Here is an 18,441-nt window from a genome sequence, read left to right on the forward strand (position 1 = left end):
CGTTGTCCAGCGAAGCAGCGCCTTTTGGCGGCGTAAAAGAATCAGGGTATGGCCGCGAAGGATCGAAGTACGGTCTCGACGACTACCTCTCCATCAAATACCTCTGCCAGGGGAATCTCGCATGAGCGCGCCGGCTGAACATTATCCGATCGAGGTCACGTTCCCCGATATCTCGGTGCATGCGCAGTCCGAGTCGGGCATTGCGTACGTGCACACATTCGACTCTGGTGTACCGGGACCGCACGTGATGATCAACGCGCTGACGCATGGGAACGAGGTGTGCGGCGCGATCGTGGTCGATGCGCTGCTGCGCCTGAAACTGCGGCCACGGCGCGGCCGCCTGACGCTCTCGTTCGCGAACGTCGCGGCGTATGCGAGCTTTGATGCTTCGCAGCCCGATGCCGCTCGTTTCGTCGATCAGGACTTCAACCGTGTGTGGACCAGCAAGGTACTCGACGACACATCGCGTACGTCCAGCGAGCTCGAACGGGCGCGTGAGATGCGTCCGGTCATTGACAGCGTGGACGCCCTGCTCGACCTCCATTCAATGCACGAACGCAGCAAGCCGCTGATTGTTGCGGGTCCGCTGGACAAGGGCATTGAGTTGTCGCTGCAACTCGGCACGCCGGCCACGGTGATCTGCGATGAGGGCCATCCCGAAGGCCGGCGGATGCGCGACTACGAGGGTTTCGGCGACGCAGGCAGTCCGAAGAATGCGTTGTTGATCGAATGTGGACAGCATTGGGAACGCAGCGCAGTCACGGTCGCCCGCGATACCACCGCGCGCTTCCTGCTGCTCTCCGGCGTGGTCGACAGTGAAGACTTGCCGGACGACTGGCTTAGCCCACTTCCTTCGGTCATGCACGTTGTACGCGTAACGCAACCGGTCGTGGCGCAGAGCATGGATTTCCGCTTCGCCGCGCCCTACACGGGCCTGGAAATTTTCCCGGAAGCGGGCAGTTTGATCGGCTGGTCGAATGGCGAGCCGATCCATACACCTTACGACGACTGCATGCTGGTGATGCCTTCGTTGCGACAACTGCGCCCGGGCGTGACCGTTGTGCGACTGGGGAAAATCGAGCGAACCGTAGAGCGGGATAGCGCGGTCTGACACCAAGAATGATCAGTTAATAAGGTCCACATGAAGGTTCAGCAAATCAAACAGAGCGTCAGCCTGCAAAATCTCGAGGATTGGGGCAGCGCCGGTTTACCCGGCACGACCCCGATTAAAGTCTCGGGCGTGCAACGCGTGATCAAAGGCAGCGAGGCGATTGATACCGGTATTTTCGAATGTTCAGCGGGGACCTATCGGCGCTCGGTGAAGCAGGCGGAAGTCATGCATTTCCTGGCGGGACGCGGCCGCTTTACGGCGGACGGCGAAGACACGATTCACTTCACCAGCGGCGACACGCTATTCTTCGAAGCAAACACCGAAGGGCTGTGGGAAGTGGAAGAAGCCATGCGCAAGGTGTATGTGATTTTTTAGTGCAAAGATCTGGGTGATGCCGCCGGGCGTGACCCAGAGTGAGTAACAACGGCCGCTTGTGAACGGCGGCCGTATTCTCAATGTCGCAATGATCCTGCTCGAGTATGTTGGTCACATGGTTCGACAATCGCTCCGTCATGTCCTCGGGCAGCAACGCTTGAGTCCTTCGTTGGCGCGCCTCGCGGAGAGGCGCCCCACAACAGTCCAGCTTCGCGCAACCTACCCGCTCCTCTTGTTTCCACTGGACCTGCCTGGTTCAGGTCTTGCGATTCACCCGCCCCTTTTTGAATGCTGGATGGACGCGAGTCAACGCCTGTTGCAACTTGCCGAGGCCGGCCCGCACGTCCTTGCCGGTATCGAATAACAACGCTTCAAGATGGTCGCTCAGTATCCGCGTCACGTCGTGGTAATGGAGCGTCGACGGTGAGGGGAATGCCTGAATCTGCTGAGCCTTTGCCAGTTGGTCCATCACACCCATCACACGATTGCGTTGCAAGACGTAGCGGTCCTCTGCGACCGAATATCGCGCATTGCCCGCAGCGCCATGGAGTACGAAGTACTTCATCAGTTCGGGCGACGTCAGCGTTTCGATTGCTTTCCATGCGCGCTGCGCCGCGGTGTCGTCGCTAACCGACGGTATCGCCAGCAGTGCGCCGCCAAGCGGTGATATCGGTGTCATGCCAGGTTCCAGCGTCGGATGTAACTGCAGGCCGATGCGGCCTCCTTTTTGCAGCAGAACATGACTGTCAAGCATCCCGTATCGATTGGACCATTGATAACCCATGGCGGCTTGCCCGCGCCCAAAAATCTGCGCGCTGCGCACCCAGTGAATGCTGCCCAAATGGGCGGCTGAATAGGGGATGAGCGCACGCAGGTACTCCACGACTCGTCTGCCTGCATCGGTATCGACCTGGAGTACGCCATCTTCCTCGGAAAGCAACCCTTGAGCCCCCAGAATCTGCAGAAACGTCTCGGCGAGCGGCAGACCCGGCGCGGCGCTCCATACGATCCCGGCGCGGCCGCGACCGGGTCGATGCAGCAGGCGCGCGCATTCGATGACGTCGTCGAAGCAGCGCGGCGGCTTCAATCCTTCAGCATCAAAGAGATCCTGTCGATACCAAAGAAAGTCGAGCGTCGGCTGTATCGGTATTCCGTATAAACGCCCATGGCTCCAGCCGGCGCGCCACACCGCATCGTAGAAATCAGCGCCGGTCACCTGGCTCCCCGCTTCTAGAGCTTGCAGATCGAGCAGCCGTGCGTCGTGGCACAACCCGGCCAGCCACGGAAACGGTATGGCGACCAGCAGAGGCGCGGCGTGGTCGCGACTCGACGAGCGCGCCAGCGCTGCGTCAAGCACCGGGCGGTAAACATCCTGCGGGTAGGTCAGGATGCGCAGCCGTATGCCGAGGAAGCGTTCGATATCGGTGCGGTTCTGCTTGATGATGTCGAATACCGGATCGGCATACGCGAGCAGCGTCAGTTCGATAGCGTCGTTGAAACCCGACGCGGCGGGACGCGGCCATGCGATATCGGTAGCGGGGGTCAGGCTGCCGGCATTGAAACGGTCGAACGACTGGGTATCGAGTGCGCCGACGAGCAGCTTGATGGTCTGCTCGGTGATGTTGTCGAGGTGCTCCAGCAACAATGCGGAAGGTGTGACCTGAGCGCGGCTGCTGCTTGCCGATACCGGAGGAAGATGCAGCCAGCCCTGCGCCTTCAACGCGAAGATGATGCGGCGCGCGCTTGTGCGCGGCAGGCCGGAGAGATCGGCGAGCGATGTGATTGTCGTGTGCCGGTCGCTCAGGAAGTTGCGCAGCAGCGCGTTGATAACCGGCCACGTGTCCTGAGCTGTCTCGCCGAGCTCGGAACGCAGTATGTCCGCCAGCTTGTCGATGATGGCGATCACCGCATGGCGGTCGTGTGCATGCATGGCGGCGGTCCCTTTCGGCGGATGGCTTCAGCGCTTCGAGTCTAACAGAGGCGCGCGTCGATTCCGACCCCGATATACCCGCCAAGCGATTGATTTTAATAATAATAACCAGATTGGTCATATTCGGGCACAGGTCCGCTGGCCGTGCTGTCATAGCATGGCTACACCGCATCGACAGAGCGGCTTTCGAATCACAGTGCGATCAGGAGACAAAACATGAGACGAGCACTCACATGGCTCGCAGCCGTGGCGGCTTTCGCATTCAGCGTGCAAGCGTTCGCGGCAGCCGCGCAGTTTGTATTGATTACGCATGCCCCCGATGCGGATCCATTCTGGAACGTCGTCAAGAACGCCATCAAGGATGCTGGGCAGGACTTCGACGTAACGGTCAACTACCGCAATCCGTCGAACGGCGATCTCGCCGATATGACGCGCATTCTCGATCAGGCGGCAGCTCGCAACTACGATGGAGTGGTCACAACCATTCCCGACTATGACGTCGTAAAAGCGCCGATCGGAAGGATCATCGCGAAACATATCCCTGTCATCACGTTCAACTCCGGCACCGCTCAGCAGAGCGAATCACTGGGTGCTTTGCTGCATGTCGGGCAACCGGAGTATGACGCTGGCAAGGCCGCGGGCGAACGAGCGAAGGCTGCCGGCGTCAAGCGTTTCCTTTGCGTCAACAACAACGTGACGAATCCCGTGTCCTTCGAGCGTTGCCGTGGTTTCGGTGATGCGATCGGCGAGGATTTCAAGCAGGCGACGATTGATTCGGGCAACGATCCCACCGGTGTCGAGAACCGAGTGTTTGCCGCCTTGCGCAAACGTCCCGATACGCAGGCCATCCTCACGCTTGGTCCAACCTCCGCGGTGCCGTCGCTGCGGGCAGTGCAAAAGCTCCAGTTGACCGGGAAGATCTATTTCGCCACCTTCGACGTGACGCCGGAGGTCGATAAAGCTATTGAAGACGGCACGGTGGCGGTCGCAATCGATCAGCAACCGTACCTGCAAGGCTATATTCCCGTGGCCATGCTGGCCATTATGAAGCGCGACAAGACCCAGGATATCGAGCGGGTGCGCAAGACACTGCTTGCGGACGCGAATTTCCAGCGACGCCTCAGGCTGTACGGACTCATCCCGCATTTCGGCGTGCGCAACGTCGACACCGGTCCAAGCTTTGTGACCCGCGACAACGTGGCCCTGGTCAAGAAATACGCGGGCCAGTATCGCTGACCCCACCCTGATATCTGGAGGATTTGTCATGTTCAAACTCGCGGTGTGCGCCGAAATGGTTTTCCTCGATTTGCCATTCGTCGATCGTGTTCAAAAGATCAGGGATCTGGGCTTTGAAGTAGAGATCTGGGACTGGACCCGGCATGACATCGACGCGCTTGTGCGCACCGGCGCCACCTTTTCCTCGATGACCGGCTATATCGAAGGCGATCTGATCACCCGCGAAGGCGCGCAGGCTCTGTTACGCACAGCGGAGCAATCCATCGAAGTCGCAAACAGGCTTGGCTGCCCGCGTCTCAATCTGCACGGAACCGGTCTGGATGACGTGGGACTGCCTGTTCAACCGGTGCGGTTGGCGTCAGGGGCAATGTGGCTGGCGGCTCAGCACACACTCACACGCATTGCGGAGTTGGGCCGGCAAGCCGGAATTGTTTTCTGCCTGGAAAACCTGAATACCGACGTGGACCACCCGGGTGTGCCGTTCGCCCGCGCATCCGACACGCTTGCGCTGGTGGCCGCGGTTGACAGTGCGCATCTGCGGCTTAATCTCGATCTCTATCACGCGCAGATTGGCGAAGGCAATCTGATCGAACTTGTGCGGCGCGCACTGCCGTATATCGGCGAAATTCAGGTGGCCGACGTGCCTGGACGATGTGAACCGGGCACCGGTGAGATCAATTATCCCGCTATTGCCCGCGCACTGGCGAGTGCCGGTTATCGCGGAACTATCGGCCTTGAGGCCTGGGCAAGTGGCAGCAGCGAGCGGGCGTTGCAGCGCTTTCGGGACGCCTTCACTGTTTCAGCCGAAACGCTTGCGAAGCAGTAACGAACGATCCTTCACAGCAGGTGTGAGCTATTAAAAATATAGGAATCCAAAATGAAATCAAGTCAGAATAAAACAGTAAACGTCGGCCTGATTGGTGCCGGTGCGATCGGTTCGTTCCACGGCGAGAGCATTGCTCGCAGGGTTCACGGCGCGCAGCTCGCCGCCATTGCGGACCCGGTAGCCGGGGTGGCGCAGCGTCTTGCCGACCGGCTCGGTTGCTCGAACGCGACCACGGATGCCGCTCAGATCATTGCCAATCCTGATATTGACGCAATCATCATCGCCGCACCGGCGCGGTTTCACAGCGGCCTGGTCGTCGCGGCCGCGGAAGCGGGAAAAGCGGTGTTTTGCGAAAAACCGATGGCGCTCACGATCGAAGAAGCGGACCGGGCGATCGACGCCGCGCGCGCAGCCGGCGTGCCGCTGCAGGTCGGCTTCAACCGCCGCTACGACAAAGCCTGGGCCGATGCGCACAGGAGCGTCGTCGCCGGCGATCTGGGGAGGCCGCAATTGCTGCGCTCCCTGACTCGCGACCCCGAACTGGCCGACCCGACCCGCGTTCCGCCATGGGCGATTTTTGTGGAAACGCTGATTCACGACTTCGATACCCTTCGCTTTCTCAACCCCGGCTCGGAGGTCGTCGAGGTCCATACCCTCGCCGATGCACTGGTGCGGCCCGACTTCAAGTCCCGCGGTCTGCTCGACACCGCACTCGTCAGCCTGCGCTTCGACAATGGCGCGATGGCCTGTGCCGAAGCGAACTTTCAAGCGGTCTACGGGTACGACGTTCGTGGCGAAGTGTTCGGCTCGGGGGGGATGGTGACGCTGGGAGAAGTGCGCCGCTCGAATGCAACCTACTTCGGCGCTAACGGGGTGAGCAGCCCCACTACCCGGCTCAACACCGACCTGTTTCACGATGCCTATACGGCCCAATTGACTGGATTTATCGAAACAGTCCGTTCAGGCGAAGTGTCCGGGCCAACCGGCGAGGCCGCGCGCGCTGCACTCGCCATCGCGCTAGCGTGCATTCGTTCGGTCATTGAAGCGCGGCCCGTCCGGATCGCGGAGGTGTTGCCCGCGTAGCGCGGGGCGCAGTTGTGCGAGGCCGTGTCGCATGATGTACACACCATCCCGTCTGATGTATCGGACCAAATCTGATCGTCGCGTCGCGACGGGACTTCCTTCGGGGCGACCGGCACGATCACGCCCCGCTGTCATTCGCCCCCTTTTGAAAAGTCCAGCGTGTCACGAAAATTGCTCTCAAACTCATTAGGCTCAAGCGAGCTTGGAGCAGTCACGCTTTGCGTTGACTGGGGTTGTTCGGATCGGAATACTCACTTTTACGGGAAAGGCTATGGACGTCCAAATGTCGGAAGAGCAGATTCGCACGCTTGCGTTCCATCTTTGGGAACAAGACGGCAGTCCCGAGGGACGCGCAGACGAGTATTGGGAGAAAGCACGGCAGCAACTCGGTATTGAAGGCTCGGTGCAAGATGAGAAGGCAGTGAATGGCAGCGAGGCCGAGACAGCAGGATTTGGCGAAGAACCCGAAGCGACGTCGAACCGGCCGCTGGCGGAATAAAAACACACGCCAGAGCGATTCGGCCTTGAGATCACGTGGGGCCATTCGACGCAACGCGGGCTTCGTTTTGCCCCCGCGCCCGGCGCTTAGCGGGACGGCAAACTCTTCGGAACCTTCGGAAAATCAGCACACCACGTATGCATCGCGCGTGATACCGCATCGCTGTTCACGTGGTCATTCTTGTAACGTATCCACCTTGGTGAGGCACAAGGCGATACGAGCGGACAGATTTCGGGGGAGGTTGCGCAACCCCTTAGCGTTGGATCCGGTCTGGATGCCAAGTAAATTCAACGCTCGCGTCGGTCCCTGTCGAACGCCGGCCAGTCGCGCTCACGCTTGCGTATCTTCAATACTGTTGCCCTAAACATACGCTTAACGCGAGCTTCACGTGACGCAGCCCCGGCCGGCAAGGGTCTGAGCGGCTGCATTGGTAACACTACCAATGTCCTGAACCTGACAGTTGGCGCTTACTGGAAGAACACGAACTGCGGCTGTCCGGTGTTTAGTCTCGGGATTGCGCCATTGCGCATACGTCTACCAAGGCACGCCGTTGTTTTCGCCGATAACTAAACGAAGTGGTGTTCAACATGAAGACGTTCAATCATCTCAGTGCCTCGACCTCGTCGCTTGCAGGAAGCCGTAGCATGGTATCCAAGGCAGCAGCCAAAACCGAAAAGCAATGCTCCTCGTATGTATCGATGCTCCAGGCACCCATGACCGTGCTTGCCTGCAACGTGTCCGATCGTGCCGACATTACCGCCGTTGCAATACTTGGGTATAACTAGACGCGTTGTTGCACCGGTGCTCTTCCGAAGCTGCAAGGAGAAGACCGCATCGACCGAATCGATGCGGCCAGTGAGCCTCTTGGCCCTTGATCCAGTCCTGTTCGCCCAGCCCTAGTTCGCCGCATCAACGTGCGGTGAGGCCGTAGCCGAAGCCAGTGCGCTGCTTCCGTGTGCGCCACTCTGCGATGCATACGCGTTATCGCTCCCTTGCGCGCGTTGTTCCGCCGCTTGCATCCCATCGAGATAGTGAATTCGCTTGGCTGCGGGCTGGTAGCCCGCACGCTCCAGTTGAACAAGTTCGGCGCGTGCTTCGGCACGCGTGGCGGGACCGTTGCTGGTTTGGGCGAACGACACGGCCGGAACAATCGAAATCGCAGTCAGCAATGCGCAGACAAGCTTTTTCATGATAAGCAGACCTCTAGAAGTGTGGCTCCAGTCACCATGATTGAAGCCCGCGACTTCTCGCCGTGAAACAGCGGAGAGGAGGACTTCATTCTGTGCAACGAGCACTGACCGCACCGCCGCGACCGACGTCTATTCCATCCCGCTACGAATGACCCGCATCGTGCAGAACAAGGTCAGTTGATTTGCCATGCTAAGCCGGACGCTGATGCAGGCAGACATCCCTCGCTCGAAACGAGCCCCGTGGATCAACAGTCCGCACTCACGAAGTTCAAGCGCGACCCTTCCATTCCAGCCCCACCGCTCGTTCGAACATTATTTCGATAATACTTGAAATATGGAAAAGATCGATTTATCCTACGGGCATGGACTCGAACCTTGTCGTACGCGCCTTGAGCGCTCTTGCACATGAATCGCGACTTGCGATTTTCCGAACGCTTGTAGTCGCCGGCCCCGATGGGATGCCGGCAGGCGAGATTGCACAACAACTCAGCCTCGCGCCTTCAAGTCTGTCCTTTCATCTCAAGGATCTGTCGCACGCAGACCTCGTGAAAGCTCGGCAGGAAGGGCGCTATATCTACTATTCGGCCAATTTCGATGCGATGAATGGCCTAGTCGGTTTTCTCACCGAGAACTGCTGTGCAGGCGCAGCGTGCGCGGCGAGCAGCCCTCCAGCCTGCTGCGGAGATGAATCATGAAGCGAATGCACATCCACGTATCTGTCCAAAGCCTGGGCGAGAGCATCCGCTTTTATAGCGCGATGTTCGGCAACGTCGAGCCGACCGTGCTCAAGGACGATTACTGCAAATGGGAGTTGAAAGATCCAGCAGTCAACTTCGCCATTTCCCAGCGTGGGGCCAAACCCGGTGTCGACCACGTGGGAATCCAGGTCGAGACTGATGAGGAACTGGTAGAGATGAACGCTCGATTTGCCGCTGCAGACCTGCCAGTGCAAGAGCAAACAGGTGCGACCTGCTGCTACGCGAAGTCAAACAAAGCTTGGACGGTCGACCCACAAGGTGTGGCATGGGAAACCTTCAGGACGCTCGCGGCCGCGCCTACCTACGGGCAGTCAAGAAATAAACCCGACCATTCCTCGGAAACCTGCTGCTCGCCGACTGCGTCCACCATCGAATTCCGGAGTCGCACATGACTGACAAACAGTACTCAATCCTCGTCCTGTGCACAGGCAACAGCTCGCGCAGCGTCATGGCCGAAGCTCTTTTCAACACACTCGGCAAGGGGCGATTCAAGGCATATAGCGCAGGGAGCCATCCCAGCGGAACGGTCAACCCATTCGCTATTGAGCGCTGCGAGTCACTCGACTACGACGTCTCTCAACTACGCAGTAAGAGCTGGGACGAATTTGCAACGCCTGACGCACCGCATATGGATTTCGTCATTACGGTCTGCGATCAGGCCGCCGGCGAAGTTTGCCCAATCTGGCCCGGCAAACCGATGACCGCCCATTGGGGTTTCGAGGACCCGGCCGCGTTCGAGGGCACGGATGAAGAAAAGCGCCAGGTATTCAGCAAGGTCTATCGACAGATACTCGGCCGGGTGAGCCAGTTCGTGAACTTACCGCTGCACGTATTGGACAGCAACGCCATTCAGCGCGAGCTGCGTGCGATCGGTGCGCGTCCAGCCGAGGGACCGAATGAGCAGTACTGAACATACCGGTTCGGCATTGAGGCCCGTCATCGGATTTTTCGAGCGCTACCTGACGGTGTGGGTCGCGTTATGCATCGTCGGGGGCATCGCGCTGGGCCAACTGTTGCCGGGCGCGTTTCAAACTATCGGCCGCATGGAGGTTGCCCACGTCAACTTGCCGGTGGCGGTGTTGATCTGGATCATGATCATCCCCATGCTCGTGAAAATCGACTTTGCCGCCATGACTCAGGTAAAGAGCCAATGGCGCGGCATTGGGGTGACGTTATTCGTCAACTGGTTCGTCAAGCCGTTTTCGATGGCCCTCCTCGGTTGGATTTTTATCCGCCACGTGTTCGCCCCATGGCTGCCGGCGAACCAGCTCGACAGTTATATCGCCGGCCTGATCCTGCTGGCAGCCGCGCCTTGTACGGCGATGGTGTTTGTCTGGTCGCAACTATGCAGGGGCGATCCGTATTTCACGCTGTCGCAAGTGGCGCTGAACGACTCCATCATGATCGTGGCCTTTGCGCCGCTCGTGGCGCTCCTGCTGGGGTTGTCGGCCATTACGGTTCCGTGGGACACGCTCATCGCCTCAGTCGGCCTTTACATCATCGTGCCAGTCATTCTCGCGCAGATGATCCGGCGCTCGCTGCTCGCGGAGGGCGACGCTCGTTTTCAGCGTCTCGTGGCAATGCTCGGTCCCTATTCAATTTCGGCGTTGCTCGCGACGCTCGTACTCCTGTTCGCATTTCAGGGAGAGGCCATCGTTCACGAGCCGCTAATCATCGCCATGCTCGCGGTACCTATCCTGATTCAGGTCTTCTTTAACTCAGGCTTGGCGTACCTGCTCAATCGCAGACTGGGCGTGGCCCACTGCGTAGCCGGCCCGTCGAGCCTGATTGGCGCAAGCAATTTCTTCGAACTGGCCGTGGCCACCGCGATCAGCCTTTTCGGATTCCACTCCGGCGCAGCACTTGCCACAGTGGTCGGGGTGCTCATCGAAGTGCCAGTCATGTTGCTGGTGGTCGGTGTCGTCAATCGCTCGCAACGCTGGTATGAAGCCAAGTGAGCCGCATATCAAGTCCGCTCGTCGACCATCGCAACAAGGATGCCGCGCCTGTCGGCCACCGCGCAACATGGGCGCTTGCTGTCGCGCAGCTTGTATCGTGGGGAACGGTCTATTACGCGTTTTCGCTCTTCGTGGTCCCCATGGAACACGCGATGAACTGGAGCCGTATTGAAACCAATGCGGCGCTGTCGCTCGGGCTCCTTGTCTCGGGGCTCGCGGCATACCCGATAGGTACCTGGATCGACCACGGCCACGGCAGGAAAATCATGATGGCGGGCTCCATCCTGTCGACAGCAATGCTGCTGTTGTGGTCGCAGGCTCACACCTTGGCCACGCTGTTTGTCGTTTGGATCGGCTTGGGCATGTCGATGGCGGCCACGTTGTACGACCCGGTCTTCGCGGTAGTGACGCGCGTCTACCCTGGCAGTTTCCGCACAGAAATAACGCTCATCACGCTGGTTGCCGGATTTGCCAGCACAGTATTTGTCCCGTTGACCCAAGGCTTCATAAACGGGCTCGGATGGCGAGGCGCGCTGATCGCGCTCGCCGCGATGAACGTCGCGATCAGCCTGCCTATCCATGCGGCCGCGATCAAACGAAATGGTGCGACCGATGCAACGGTCGGCGATAAGGCGCGGCTGAAGGCTGTGAACACGACCTCGACTCAACGCGCGCTGCGCACGCCGACGTTCTGGGCGCTGGCTGTGTGTTTCACGGCGTATTACGCCACATTCGCAGCGCTGACGTTCCACCTGGTGCCGCTCATGCTCGCGCGCAAGGTGCCAGCGGGATGGCTGTTGACCACCATGGCGATCATCGGCCCGGCTCAGGTAGCAGCGCGTGCACTCTGGTTCGCCGTTGGACGCAACCTGCGACCCGAGCGCGTCGGATTGATCGTCACCGCGGCCTTTCCGGTTTCAGTACTCGTGCTGCTGTACGCGGGGACGTCACCCTATCTGTTGATGCTGTTTGCACTCGTCTACGGAGGGGCGAACGGGATGATGACAATCCTGCGAGGCACGATCGTCCAGGATGCGATGTGGACCGAGGGATATGGCGCGATCAGTGGCTTGCTTTCGGCACCATCGAACATCGCGAAGGGCATTGCACCCATTTCCGCCGCCGCTCTTTGGACAGTCCAGCGGAACTACGCGTTGGTTGAATGGGTGATTCTCGGCGTGTCTCTTGTGTCGACCGTCGCTTTTCTGGTCGCGATGCGATTCGCCCCTGCTCACAGGTCTGCAGACGGCCCCGCCGCAACCGGCGCGATGCAGAAGTAGTGTTTGAAAATCGGTCAGCGACGATGAACATACGTCCCGCACGCGCGGAAGACTACACCCTCATACGGGCCTTGTTGGTTGCAAGTGAGCTTCCGGTTGAGGACTTATCGGAGAGCGCCCCGATCCAGTTCCTCATTGGCGAGGATTCCGGCGCTCGGCTGATGGGTTGCGTCGGCCTGGAGGTGCATGACCGAGCCGGCCTTTTGCGATCATTGGCGGTGCAGCCGAGCCTACGCTCGCAAGGCGTAGGAGCGGCGCTGGTCGACGCTGTACAGCAATCGGCTGCCACTGCCGGAATCGAGCGTTTGTGGCTTCTGACCACGACCGCAACTGCCTTCTTTCTCCGATCCGGCTATGAAGTCGCGGATCGGGTCGCAGCCCCTGAATTGATCAGACTGAGCCTTCAGTTCGCAAGCATCTGCCCGGCGAGCGCCATATGCATGACGAGGACATTGCAACCGTTATCGCGCTGACACTGCCTGACTTGAAGGGTTTCCGGGAGAGGCACGGCGATGAAAACAAGAACGTCCCCCGTTCTCAGCGCATCTTGCGCGCGCCGGGCAGCATCCTGCTTAGCGTGCCATCACGGATGACGAACTGGTGGAATAACGCAGCAGCCACGTGCAGTCCAATGAGCCCCAGCAAAACCCAGGCGGTGAGCTTATGGACGTCGCCGAGCGTATGCCCGAACGCCGAGCCGGCCGCGGCGAGCGCGGGCAGCGGGACAACATGGAATAGCGACACGGTCCAGCCACGCGCCGATGCGTTCGCCCAACCCATCAGCGGCAGCGCGATCAGCAACACGTACAGCAACCCGTGGGTGACGCTAGCTGCGAGTCGCATTGATCGCGGCAGGACGCTCGATTCGGTGGGTGGCTTGTAACTGAAACGCCATGCGAGCCGCACCTGTGGTTCGAACACCCGCTAACGCATTCGAACTCATGAAACCCTCATGATATTGACACGCCAAGCAAGTGCCCCACGCAGAACGTGAAGCTCGCTGCGATACACCCGATAACGATTTGCCTCATCGCTGAAAATGCTGCTCCACGCCCATTGAAAAGCGACGTGAACACGCCGATCGCAGCGAGCGCCAATGCGCTTAACGCAACGCACTGGATGATTGCCCCGAGTCCACTGCTCCACAGGAAAGGCATTGCCGGGAAGATTGCGCCCATCGAAAACAGACAAAACGACACACCGGCGGCAGACCAGGGATTCCCGCCCAACTCGGCAGGATCAAGCCCGAGTTCTTCACGTGTCAGCGTGTCGAGCGCCTTGTCCTTGTCCCGCATGATCTGCGCGGCAACCCGCTTGGCTTCATCGCTATCCAGGCCCTTTGCCTGATAGATGAGCGCGAGTTCGTGCCGCTCAGCATCAGGCGTGTGTTCAAGCTCGTCCGCCTCCTTCGCGATCTGGGTGCGTGCGAGTTCCCGCGCATTGGTCACGGACAGCCACTCACCCAACGCCATGGAACACGCGCCCGCGATCAGGCCGGCGAAGGCCGTCAGCAGGATCGTCTTGTTGTTGGTCCCCGCGCCTGCTACCCCCATGATCAGACAAAAATTCGATACCAGCCCGTCGTTCGCCCCAAGGACAGCCGCCCGCAGATCATTGCCGGACGAGACGCCCTTGTGCCACGACTCCGCTTCGGCAATCTCCGCGCCTTTCGACTTCTCCGGGCGTTTGCGATTCGCCACGCTTTGCACCATGTCCGCATGCCGATGCTCTTCTTCCGCCATCTGCGCGGCGTCCGGCTGCCCCGCATATTTATCCCTGTCCGCGTATTCCGCAGCGGCGACCGTACGCAGGACAAAATCCGGGCCGAAGACTCGCACGAGCGCCCGCATGACCCGGGTCTTGGCGCTGTACTGATGCGTCCGGACCTTGACGCCATTCGCCCGAAGTTTCTCGCGCCACACTTGCGCGTGCGTGAACTCCGACGCAGCGAGTTCCGCATAAATGGCCTTCCTCGAGCCATCTTGCTCGACGTTCGCCAGCGTTTCGTAAAGCGCCGCGCTGTCGAGTTCGTCGGCCAGGTTCGACCTGAACCTTTTTAGCTCCGTCTTGGATGCCAAAGGATTGCTCTCCCCGGTGGATACTGAAAATGTGCTTTCAGCAAATCCTAACGGATCAAGCGTACCAACTGGTTAAAGACCCTGAACGTCTGCGTAATTGCGAATAGCAATGGTTTGTACAACGTTTGTGCGGGCGCCTAGGGTTTTGTTTGACGCAGAACGAAACACCGCGCGGATAGACCAAAGCCGTCCTTTGGCTGAAGCCCATTCCGCCGCGCTTGGACAAAAATCAGCCGCGCCTTTCAGCGCAGACAATGCGCAAAGTCAACGCTTGCGTGTAGATTGAGGCGATGGGTTCTAAGGGAGAGAGCGATCACGAACTAGAGGTCTCCGGGTACCCCATACGACGGCGCCTGCCCGGGGCGTTTTGCGCGCGTTGCATAGTCGTTCATTTGCGGCTCGTAGCGCTGCCATAGCGCGCGTAAGTCGGCGATGGGTTCATCCGACCAGTCCACCCGCAATTCTGCAAGCGGCCAGACATCCCGCCCGTATACGCAAAAACCCGCTGAATGCACGGGTCCTGCCTCACCGCCTGCCGCCGCGCCCGCTTCCAGCGCGATAATCAACCGCTCGGCAAGCGAACTCGCATGAGACGCTTCGAAGGCTTCAGCCATGACGGCCGGGATACCATCGTGTGCCAGGAGATTACCCGCCGCGATACAGTCGCGCCCCGCCTTCGTCGCGATCGTGCCAAGCCCTTTCGCACCGGTGACGGCTTCCCGCGAACCATCGGCGTCGAGCACCGCAAGCTGTCGCCACTCGGCGTAGGGCCGTGCGTCCTGCAACTGCCGCAAGGTACTTTGCGCCCCGAATCCCTGCGCCAGCAAATTCAGGCCAAGCACCCCAAGCCGCGGATCGGTCACGTTCTGACTCAGCACCACGCCATGCGGACTCGCCCACAAGCAACGGCTGGGCACCGCAATGCTCGAACTGCACACAATGCCGCCGACCATGCCTGTAAGCTCGCATCGGCCAGCCAGTGAAAAGGTCATGAGAAGACTCCGCTCAACTGTTTGGAATGACGGCAATCACATCGATCTCAACCAGCCACTCGGGCCGCGCGAGCGCCGAAATCACGAGTCCGGTGGAGACCGGATACACGCCCTTCAGCCACTTGCCGACCACCGTATAGACCGCCTCGCGATAACGGACATCGACGAGATAGACCGTGATCTTGCAGATATCCTCGAGCTTGCTGCCGGCTTCGTCCAGCAGCATCGCGATGTTCGCCATGGCCTTTTCGGTCTGGACGGCGACGTCACCTACTCCCACCGATTCGCGCGTATCCAGGTCCTGGCCAATCTGGCCGCGCAAATAGACCGTGCCGTTCGCGACCACCGCCTGGCACAGGTCATTGTCCAGTTTCTGCTCGGGGTAGGTCTCGCGAGTATTGAATTTGCGGATGCGGGTATGGCTCATGGACACCTCACACTACGCGCTTGAGCCGCGGCTCTGCGCTGGATTGAACAACACGGTCCGACAGGTTCGCAGCCTTCTTCACGTAGCCAAGCGTACTGTCGAAATCGAAGTTGCGGAACACGGCGCCCAGATGCGCGAATGGCGGCGATTGAGCAAACAACTGGAACGTCAGCCGATGTCCGGCGTAGTCCGAATTCAGCAAGTCGCGGGCGAAGGCGAGCAACTTGCGGCGGTCGTCGGAGACCCAGTTCTCATTGACGGTGTAGTACTTGTCGAGCCAGTCGCTGATCTCGGGATTCGCAAACGACGCCGCATCCGGTGTCACGCAAATCTGGCCGCCACATAACTCGCGGGCAAGATGCATCATCTCGTGAAGCCGCGAACAGGCTTGCACCCGACCGGTATAAAGCAGCGACTGGTTGGGCATCATCAGCCCCGCAGGGCTACGCTCACCGCATGTAATAGAGGCTGTTAAATGGGCATTGATGGTCTCCCTGTACACCGCGAGGGTCGACAGTTTTTCCTGCACGGCCTGTTGCTTTTCCAGTCCCGTCTGACGTGCATTGAACAACGCGGTGCCGATCATCAAATCGGCCAGACGCAGGTTGCGTTGAACGAATGCGAACGCGCTATAGCGATGCAGCGTGGCGCGAATAAACGTAGCCGCTTTAGTGTGTTGATAGAACAGCACGTCTTCCCACGGGATCAGGACGTTGTCGAAGATCAGCAGCGTATCTATTTCATCGCAGCGGTTGGAGAGCGGATAGTCGTCCGGATTCGCCCGGCCCGCAAAGCCCGTGCGGCAGATGAACTTGAGCCCCGGCGCGGACATGTTGACGATGAATCCGACCGCATAGTCCGAGAGTTTCGCGTCGCCCCAGTTGGCGATAGTCGGTTTGACGAACGCCTGGTTCGCATACGCGGCCGCCGTCTCATACTTGGCGCCGCGCACCACAATGCCTGCATCGGTTTCTTTCACTACATGCAGGAGCATGTCCGGGTCCTGTTCCTGCGGCGGCTTCGAGCGATCGCCCTTCGGGTCCGTGTTGGCGGACACATGGAACGGGTCCTCGTGCAACGTGCGATGAATATGGCGCTCAATGTTCTCCGCAAAGCGCGGGTCCACTTCGTTGAGCACATCCTTGCCGTCATACAGCGACCACATCTCGCCGATGGTTTCATCACCCACTCGCGTTGCGATACCACCCACGTCATCCAGCACGGTATCCACCGCCAGCCGCTTGTCGTGCCAGTCCTGTTGCGTGTACGGCAGCTTCAGGCCGATAGCGTTGCGCTCACCGGTCTTTTCATCGACGTAGCTCATCACGCCTTGCGTCGCTTTCTCGTGCGCCATGTCGTAGATACGTGCACGGATATCAACAATAGGCTTGAACATGGGGTGCGTGGTCACGTCATTCACGCGTTCGCCGTTGATCCAGACTTGCCGTCCGTCACGAATTGAATCGCGATACTGCTCGCCGGTTCTGATCATTTACTGTACCTCGGTCCGTTGGGATGTCGTTCGGGAATAGGTGCTGGAGCGTCTGGAACGAGATCGTCTAAAAGGCCAGGAACTGGCCATAGTCGCGCTTGCAGTAGAGCAAGGGCATGTGCGTCACCGGCGCACGGGTGATGGCCGCCACTTCACCGAAAAACACCGTATGCGTGCCAATCACCTGCTGCGCGACCACACGGCATTCAAGCGCGGCCACCGCGCCATCGATAAGCGGTACGCCCAGCGTGCCGGCCGTATGCGTGCAGCAGGAAAAGTCGAAGGGCTTGGACGTTGCCGAGCGGCCGGCGAATGTATCCGCTATACCGCGCTGCGCCACGTTCAGCAGGTTCACGGCGAATACGCCGTTTTCTGCCAACGCAACATTCGCCGGGCTGCGTGTGTTGATGCAGACCAGCAACGTGGGCGGGTCCGCACATACTGAACTGCAGGCGCTGACCGTGACGCCGAAACGCCGGTCGCCGGTACCGGTCGTCACTACGTGAACCGAAGTGGAGTTCGACGCCATGGAATCCAGGAACGAAGAGCGCAAGGCGTCTACGTCTCTGACTGCGACGTCTTCACTTTCCGCTGCACATTTTGATAAGCCGCTGTCTCGTTGCATGTCGTCCTCCTCGCGTTTGCCCTGACCTTTCGCAAAATCTACGCTCGGGCGACGCATCCGAAAAACATATTTCAAAAATGCAAATCATCGCTTTTGCCTATGCAAGCCTATTTATGTCCACGCACAATAAGCGCTAGACAAGACCACGGGGCGGATCATGGAACCAGCGCAATTACGCTATTCGCTGCGTCAGCTGAGGTATTTCGTCGTTACGGCGGAAGTCCTGTCGTTCACCGCCGCGGCCAAGCTGCTGCATATCTCCCAGCCGTCCATCTCCACGGCGCTGGCGGACCTGGAGGTGTCGTTCGGTGTCCAGCTTTTTATCCGTCATCACGCGAGCGGGTTATCCCTGACACAAGCCGGCCGGGACATGCTCGGGCGTGCGCGTGACCTGCTTAAAAACGCGGAAGACCTGCAGACGGCCGCCAAGGAAATGGACGGCGGCATGTCCGGCGCCATCACGCTCGGCTGCCTTGTTTCGCTTGCGCCGCCGCTCATGCCCGCGATGATGAGCCGCTTCCTGGCCGACCATGCGGGCATTGCGTTCCGCACGCTCGAAGCGCATCAGGAAGATCTGCTGC

At 59.6% G+C, this 18,441-nt stretch carries 22 protein-coding genes; 14 read left to right on the forward strand and 8 right to left on the reverse strand.

What is annotated here, in order from left to right:
* From JWR14_RS01270 to JWR14_RS01280, 3 genes are all read left to right on the forward strand, one after another.
* Positions 1–125: aldehyde dehydrogenase family protein (locus JWR14_RS01270; protein ID WP_299700051.1), on the forward strand; the 125-nt coding region annotated here is incomplete at its 5' end.
* On the forward strand, positions 122–1,111 hold the full coding sequence (locus JWR14_RS01275) for a succinylglutamate desuccinylase/aspartoacylase family protein (protein WP_299699996.1): 990 nt from the start codon (positions 122–124) through the stop codon (positions 1,109–1,111). The genes JWR14_RS01270 and JWR14_RS01275, both read left to right, overlap by 4 nt.
* Before the next feature lie 30 nt (positions 1,112–1,141).
* The gene (locus JWR14_RS01280) at positions 1,142–1,486 is read left to right on the forward strand and encodes a cupin domain-containing protein (protein ID WP_299699999.1); all 345 of its coding nucleotides are present in this window, start codon (positions 1,142–1,144) and stop codon (positions 1,484–1,486) included.
* Positions 1,487–1,742: 256 nt separating this feature from the next.
* On the opposite strand, the gene JWR14_RS01285 is transcribed toward JWR14_RS01280, so the two are convergent.
* Entirely contained in the window at positions 1,743–3,416 is a 1,674-nt protein-coding gene (locus JWR14_RS01285; protein WP_299700002.1) for an extracellular solute-binding protein, read from the reverse strand.
* Between the two features lie 216 nt (positions 3,417–3,632).
* On the opposite strand from JWR14_RS01285, the gene JWR14_RS01290 reads away from it, so the two are divergent.
* The 4 genes from JWR14_RS01290 to JWR14_RS01305 all read left to right on the forward strand — a co-directional run bounded on the left by JWR14_RS01290 (position 3,633) and on the right by JWR14_RS01305 (position 7,060).
* Positions 3,633–4,652 carry a sugar ABC transporter substrate-binding protein gene (locus JWR14_RS01290; RefSeq protein WP_299700005.1) on the forward strand — a complete coding sequence of 340 codons (1,020 nt, stop codon included), beginning with the start codon at positions 3,633–3,635 and terminating at the stop codon, positions 4,650–4,652.
* Between the two features lie 28 nt (positions 4,653–4,680).
* Positions 4,681–5,478 (forward strand): TIM barrel protein, encoded by a 798-nt coding sequence (locus tag JWR14_RS01295; RefSeq protein ID WP_299700008.1) that lies wholly within the window; start codon positions 4,681–4,683, stop codon positions 5,476–5,478.
* A gap of 51 nt (positions 5,479–5,529) precedes the next feature.
* Positions 5,530–6,561, forward strand: coding sequence for a Gfo/Idh/MocA family oxidoreductase (locus tag JWR14_RS01300; RefSeq protein WP_299700011.1), 1,032 nt, complete (start codon positions 5,530–5,532; stop codon positions 6,559–6,561).
* A 271-nt stretch (positions 6,562–6,832) separates the two neighbouring features.
* The gene (locus JWR14_RS01305; protein WP_299700014.1) at positions 6,833–7,060 is read left to right on the forward strand and encodes a DUF2934 domain-containing protein; all 228 of its coding nucleotides are present in this window, start codon (positions 6,833–6,835) and stop codon (positions 7,058–7,060) included.
* A gap of 896 nt (positions 7,061–7,956) precedes the next feature.
* Here JWR14_RS01305 and JWR14_RS01310 read toward each other — a convergent pair.
* Entirely contained in the window at positions 7,957–8,250 is a 294-nt protein-coding gene (locus JWR14_RS01310) for a DUF4148 domain-containing protein (protein WP_299700017.1), read from the reverse strand.
* 362 nt (positions 8,251–8,612) lie between these two features.
* On the opposite strand from JWR14_RS01310, the gene JWR14_RS01315 reads away from it, so the two are divergent.
* From JWR14_RS01315 to arsN2, 6 genes are read left to right on the forward strand one after another with little or no spacing between them, the layout of a single operon-like run.
* Positions 8,613–8,945, forward strand: a complete 333-nt coding sequence (locus JWR14_RS01315; protein WP_299700020.1) for a metalloregulator ArsR/SmtB family transcription factor — start codon at positions 8,613–8,615, stop codon at positions 8,943–8,945.
* Entirely contained in the window at positions 8,942–9,400 is a 459-nt protein-coding gene (locus JWR14_RS01320; RefSeq protein WP_299700023.1) for an ArsI/CadI family heavy metal resistance metalloenzyme, read from the forward strand. Before JWR14_RS01315 ends, JWR14_RS01320 begins: the two co-directional genes overlap by 4 nt.
* Positions 9,397–9,918, forward strand: a complete 522-nt coding sequence (locus JWR14_RS01325) for an arsenate reductase ArsC (protein WP_299700026.1) — start codon at positions 9,397–9,399, stop codon at positions 9,916–9,918. Before JWR14_RS01320 ends, JWR14_RS01325 begins: the two co-directional genes overlap by 4 nt.
* The gene (gene arsB, locus JWR14_RS01330; RefSeq protein ID WP_299700029.1) at positions 9,905–10,966 is read left to right on the forward strand and encodes an ACR3 family arsenite efflux transporter; all 1,062 of its coding nucleotides are present in this window, start codon (positions 9,905–9,907) and stop codon (positions 10,964–10,966) included. The genes JWR14_RS01325 and arsB overlap by 14 nt, the downstream gene beginning before the upstream one ends.
* 5 nt (positions 10,967–10,971) lie before the next feature.
* Entirely contained in the window at positions 10,972–12,246 is a 1,275-nt protein-coding gene (locus JWR14_RS01335; RefSeq protein ID WP_299700053.1) for an MFS transporter, read from the forward strand.
* A 23-nt stretch (positions 12,247–12,269) separates the two neighbouring features.
* Positions 12,270–12,719, forward strand: coding sequence for an arsenic resistance N-acetyltransferase ArsN2 (gene arsN2 / locus JWR14_RS38495; protein WP_366144496.1), 450 nt, complete (start codon positions 12,270–12,272; stop codon positions 12,717–12,719).
* Positions 12,720–12,783: 64 nt separating this feature from the next.
* On the opposite strand, the gene JWR14_RS01340 is transcribed toward arsN2, so the two are convergent.
* From JWR14_RS01340 to JWR14_RS01365, 6 genes are all read right to left on the reverse strand, one after another.
* Positions 12,784–13,089 (reverse strand): cytochrome b/b6 domain-containing protein, encoded by a 306-nt coding sequence (locus tag JWR14_RS01340; RefSeq protein WP_299700032.1) that lies wholly within the window; start codon positions 13,087–13,089, stop codon positions 12,784–12,786.
* Positions 13,090–13,196: 107 nt separating this feature from the next.
* A complete protein-coding gene (locus tag JWR14_RS01345; RefSeq protein ID WP_299700035.1) occupies positions 13,197–14,324 on the reverse strand; it encodes a VIT1/CCC1 transporter family protein in 1,128 nt (375 codons plus the stop codon).
* 320 nt (positions 14,325–14,644) lie between these two features.
* Positions 14,645–15,316, reverse strand: a complete 672-nt coding sequence (locus JWR14_RS01350) for a DUF1028 domain-containing protein (protein ID WP_299700038.1) — start codon at positions 15,314–15,316, stop codon at positions 14,645–14,647.
* Positions 15,317–15,329: 13 nt separating this feature from the next.
* Complete coding sequence (locus tag JWR14_RS01355) at positions 15,330–15,743, reverse strand: RidA family protein (RefSeq protein WP_299700041.1); 414 nt, start codon at positions 15,741–15,743, stop codon at positions 15,330–15,332.
* A 7-nt stretch (positions 15,744–15,750) separates the two neighbouring features.
* Positions 15,751–17,235 carry a 4-hydroxyphenylacetate 3-hydroxylase family protein gene (locus JWR14_RS01360; protein WP_299700044.1) on the reverse strand — a complete coding sequence of 495 codons (1,485 nt, stop codon included), beginning with the start codon at positions 17,233–17,235 and terminating at the stop codon, positions 15,751–15,753.
* 67 nt (positions 17,236–17,302) lie between these two features.
* On the reverse strand, positions 17,303–17,860 hold the full coding sequence (locus JWR14_RS01365) for a flavin reductase family protein (protein ID WP_299700047.1): 558 nt from the start codon (positions 17,858–17,860) through the stop codon (positions 17,303–17,305).
* 157 nt (positions 17,861–18,017) lie between these two features.
* Between JWR14_RS01365 and JWR14_RS01370 the strand changes: the two genes are divergently transcribed.
* Positions 18,018–18,441 (forward strand): LysR family transcriptional regulator (locus JWR14_RS01370; protein WP_299700049.1); only part of this gene is annotated, 424 nt, incomplete at its 3' end.

The organism is Caballeronia sp., from assembly GCF_028292365.1.
GTDB lineage: Bacteria > Pseudomonadota > Gammaproteobacteria > Burkholderiales > Burkholderiaceae > Caballeronia.

What these genes read in the sequence shown, in the direction of transcription:
- JWR14_RS01275 (WP_299699996.1), top strand. Translation starts at nt 122, where the DNA reads ATGAGCGCGCCGGCTGAACATTATCCGATCGAGGTCACGTTCCCCGAT.
- JWR14_RS01280 (WP_299699999.1), top strand. Translation starts at nt 1,142, where the DNA reads ATGAAGGTTCAGCAAATCAAACAGAGCGTCAGCCTGCAAAATCTCGAG.
- JWR14_RS01285 (WP_299700002.1), bottom strand. Translation starts at nt 3,416, where the DNA reads ATGCATGCACACGACCGCCATGCGGTGATCGCCATCATCGACAAGCTG.
- JWR14_RS01290 (WP_299700005.1), top strand. Translation starts at nt 3,633, where the DNA reads ATGAGACGAGCACTCACATGGCTCGCAGCCGTGGCGGCTTTCGCATTC.
- JWR14_RS01295 (WP_299700008.1), top strand. Translation starts at nt 4,681, where the DNA reads ATGTTCAAACTCGCGGTGTGCGCCGAAATGGTTTTCCTCGATTTGCCA.
- JWR14_RS01300 (WP_299700011.1), top strand. Translation starts at nt 5,530, where the DNA reads ATGAAATCAAGTCAGAATAAAACAGTAAACGTCGGCCTGATTGGTGCC.
- JWR14_RS01305 (WP_299700014.1), top strand. Translation starts at nt 6,833, where the DNA reads ATGGACGTCCAAATGTCGGAAGAGCAGATTCGCACGCTTGCGTTCCAT.
- JWR14_RS01310 (WP_299700017.1), bottom strand. Translation starts at nt 8,250, where the DNA reads ATGAAAAAGCTTGTCTGCGCATTGCTGACTGCGATTTCGATTGTTCCG.
- JWR14_RS01315 (WP_299700020.1), top strand. Translation starts at nt 8,613, where the DNA reads ATGGACTCGAACCTTGTCGTACGCGCCTTGAGCGCTCTTGCACATGAA.
- JWR14_RS01320 (WP_299700023.1), top strand. Translation starts at nt 8,942, where the DNA reads ATGAAGCGAATGCACATCCACGTATCTGTCCAAAGCCTGGGCGAGAGC.
- JWR14_RS01325 (WP_299700026.1), top strand. Translation starts at nt 9,397, where the DNA reads ATGACTGACAAACAGTACTCAATCCTCGTCCTGTGCACAGGCAACAGC.
- arsB (WP_299700029.1), top strand. Translation starts at nt 9,905, where the DNA reads ATGAGCAGTACTGAACATACCGGTTCGGCATTGAGGCCCGTCATCGGA.
- arsN2 (WP_366144496.1), top strand. Translation starts at nt 12,270, where the DNA reads ATGAACATACGTCCCGCACGCGCGGAAGACTACACCCTCATACGGGCC.
- JWR14_RS01340 (WP_299700032.1), bottom strand. Translation starts at nt 13,089, where the DNA reads ATGCGACTCGCAGCTAGCGTCACCCACGGGTTGCTGTACGTGTTGCTG.
- JWR14_RS01350 (WP_299700038.1), bottom strand. Translation starts at nt 15,316, where the DNA reads ATGACCTTTTCACTGGCTGGCCGATGCGAGCTTACAGGCATGGTCGGC.
- JWR14_RS01355 (WP_299700041.1), bottom strand. Translation starts at nt 15,743, where the DNA reads ATGAGCCATACCCGCATCCGCAAATTCAATACTCGCGAGACCTACCCC.
- JWR14_RS01360 (WP_299700044.1), bottom strand. Translation starts at nt 17,235, where the DNA reads ATGATCAGAACCGGCGAGCAGTATCGCGATTCAATTCGTGACGGACGG.
- JWR14_RS01365 (WP_299700047.1), bottom strand. Translation starts at nt 17,860, where the DNA reads ATGCAACGAGACAGCGGCTTATCAAAATGTGCAGCGGAAAGTGAAGAC.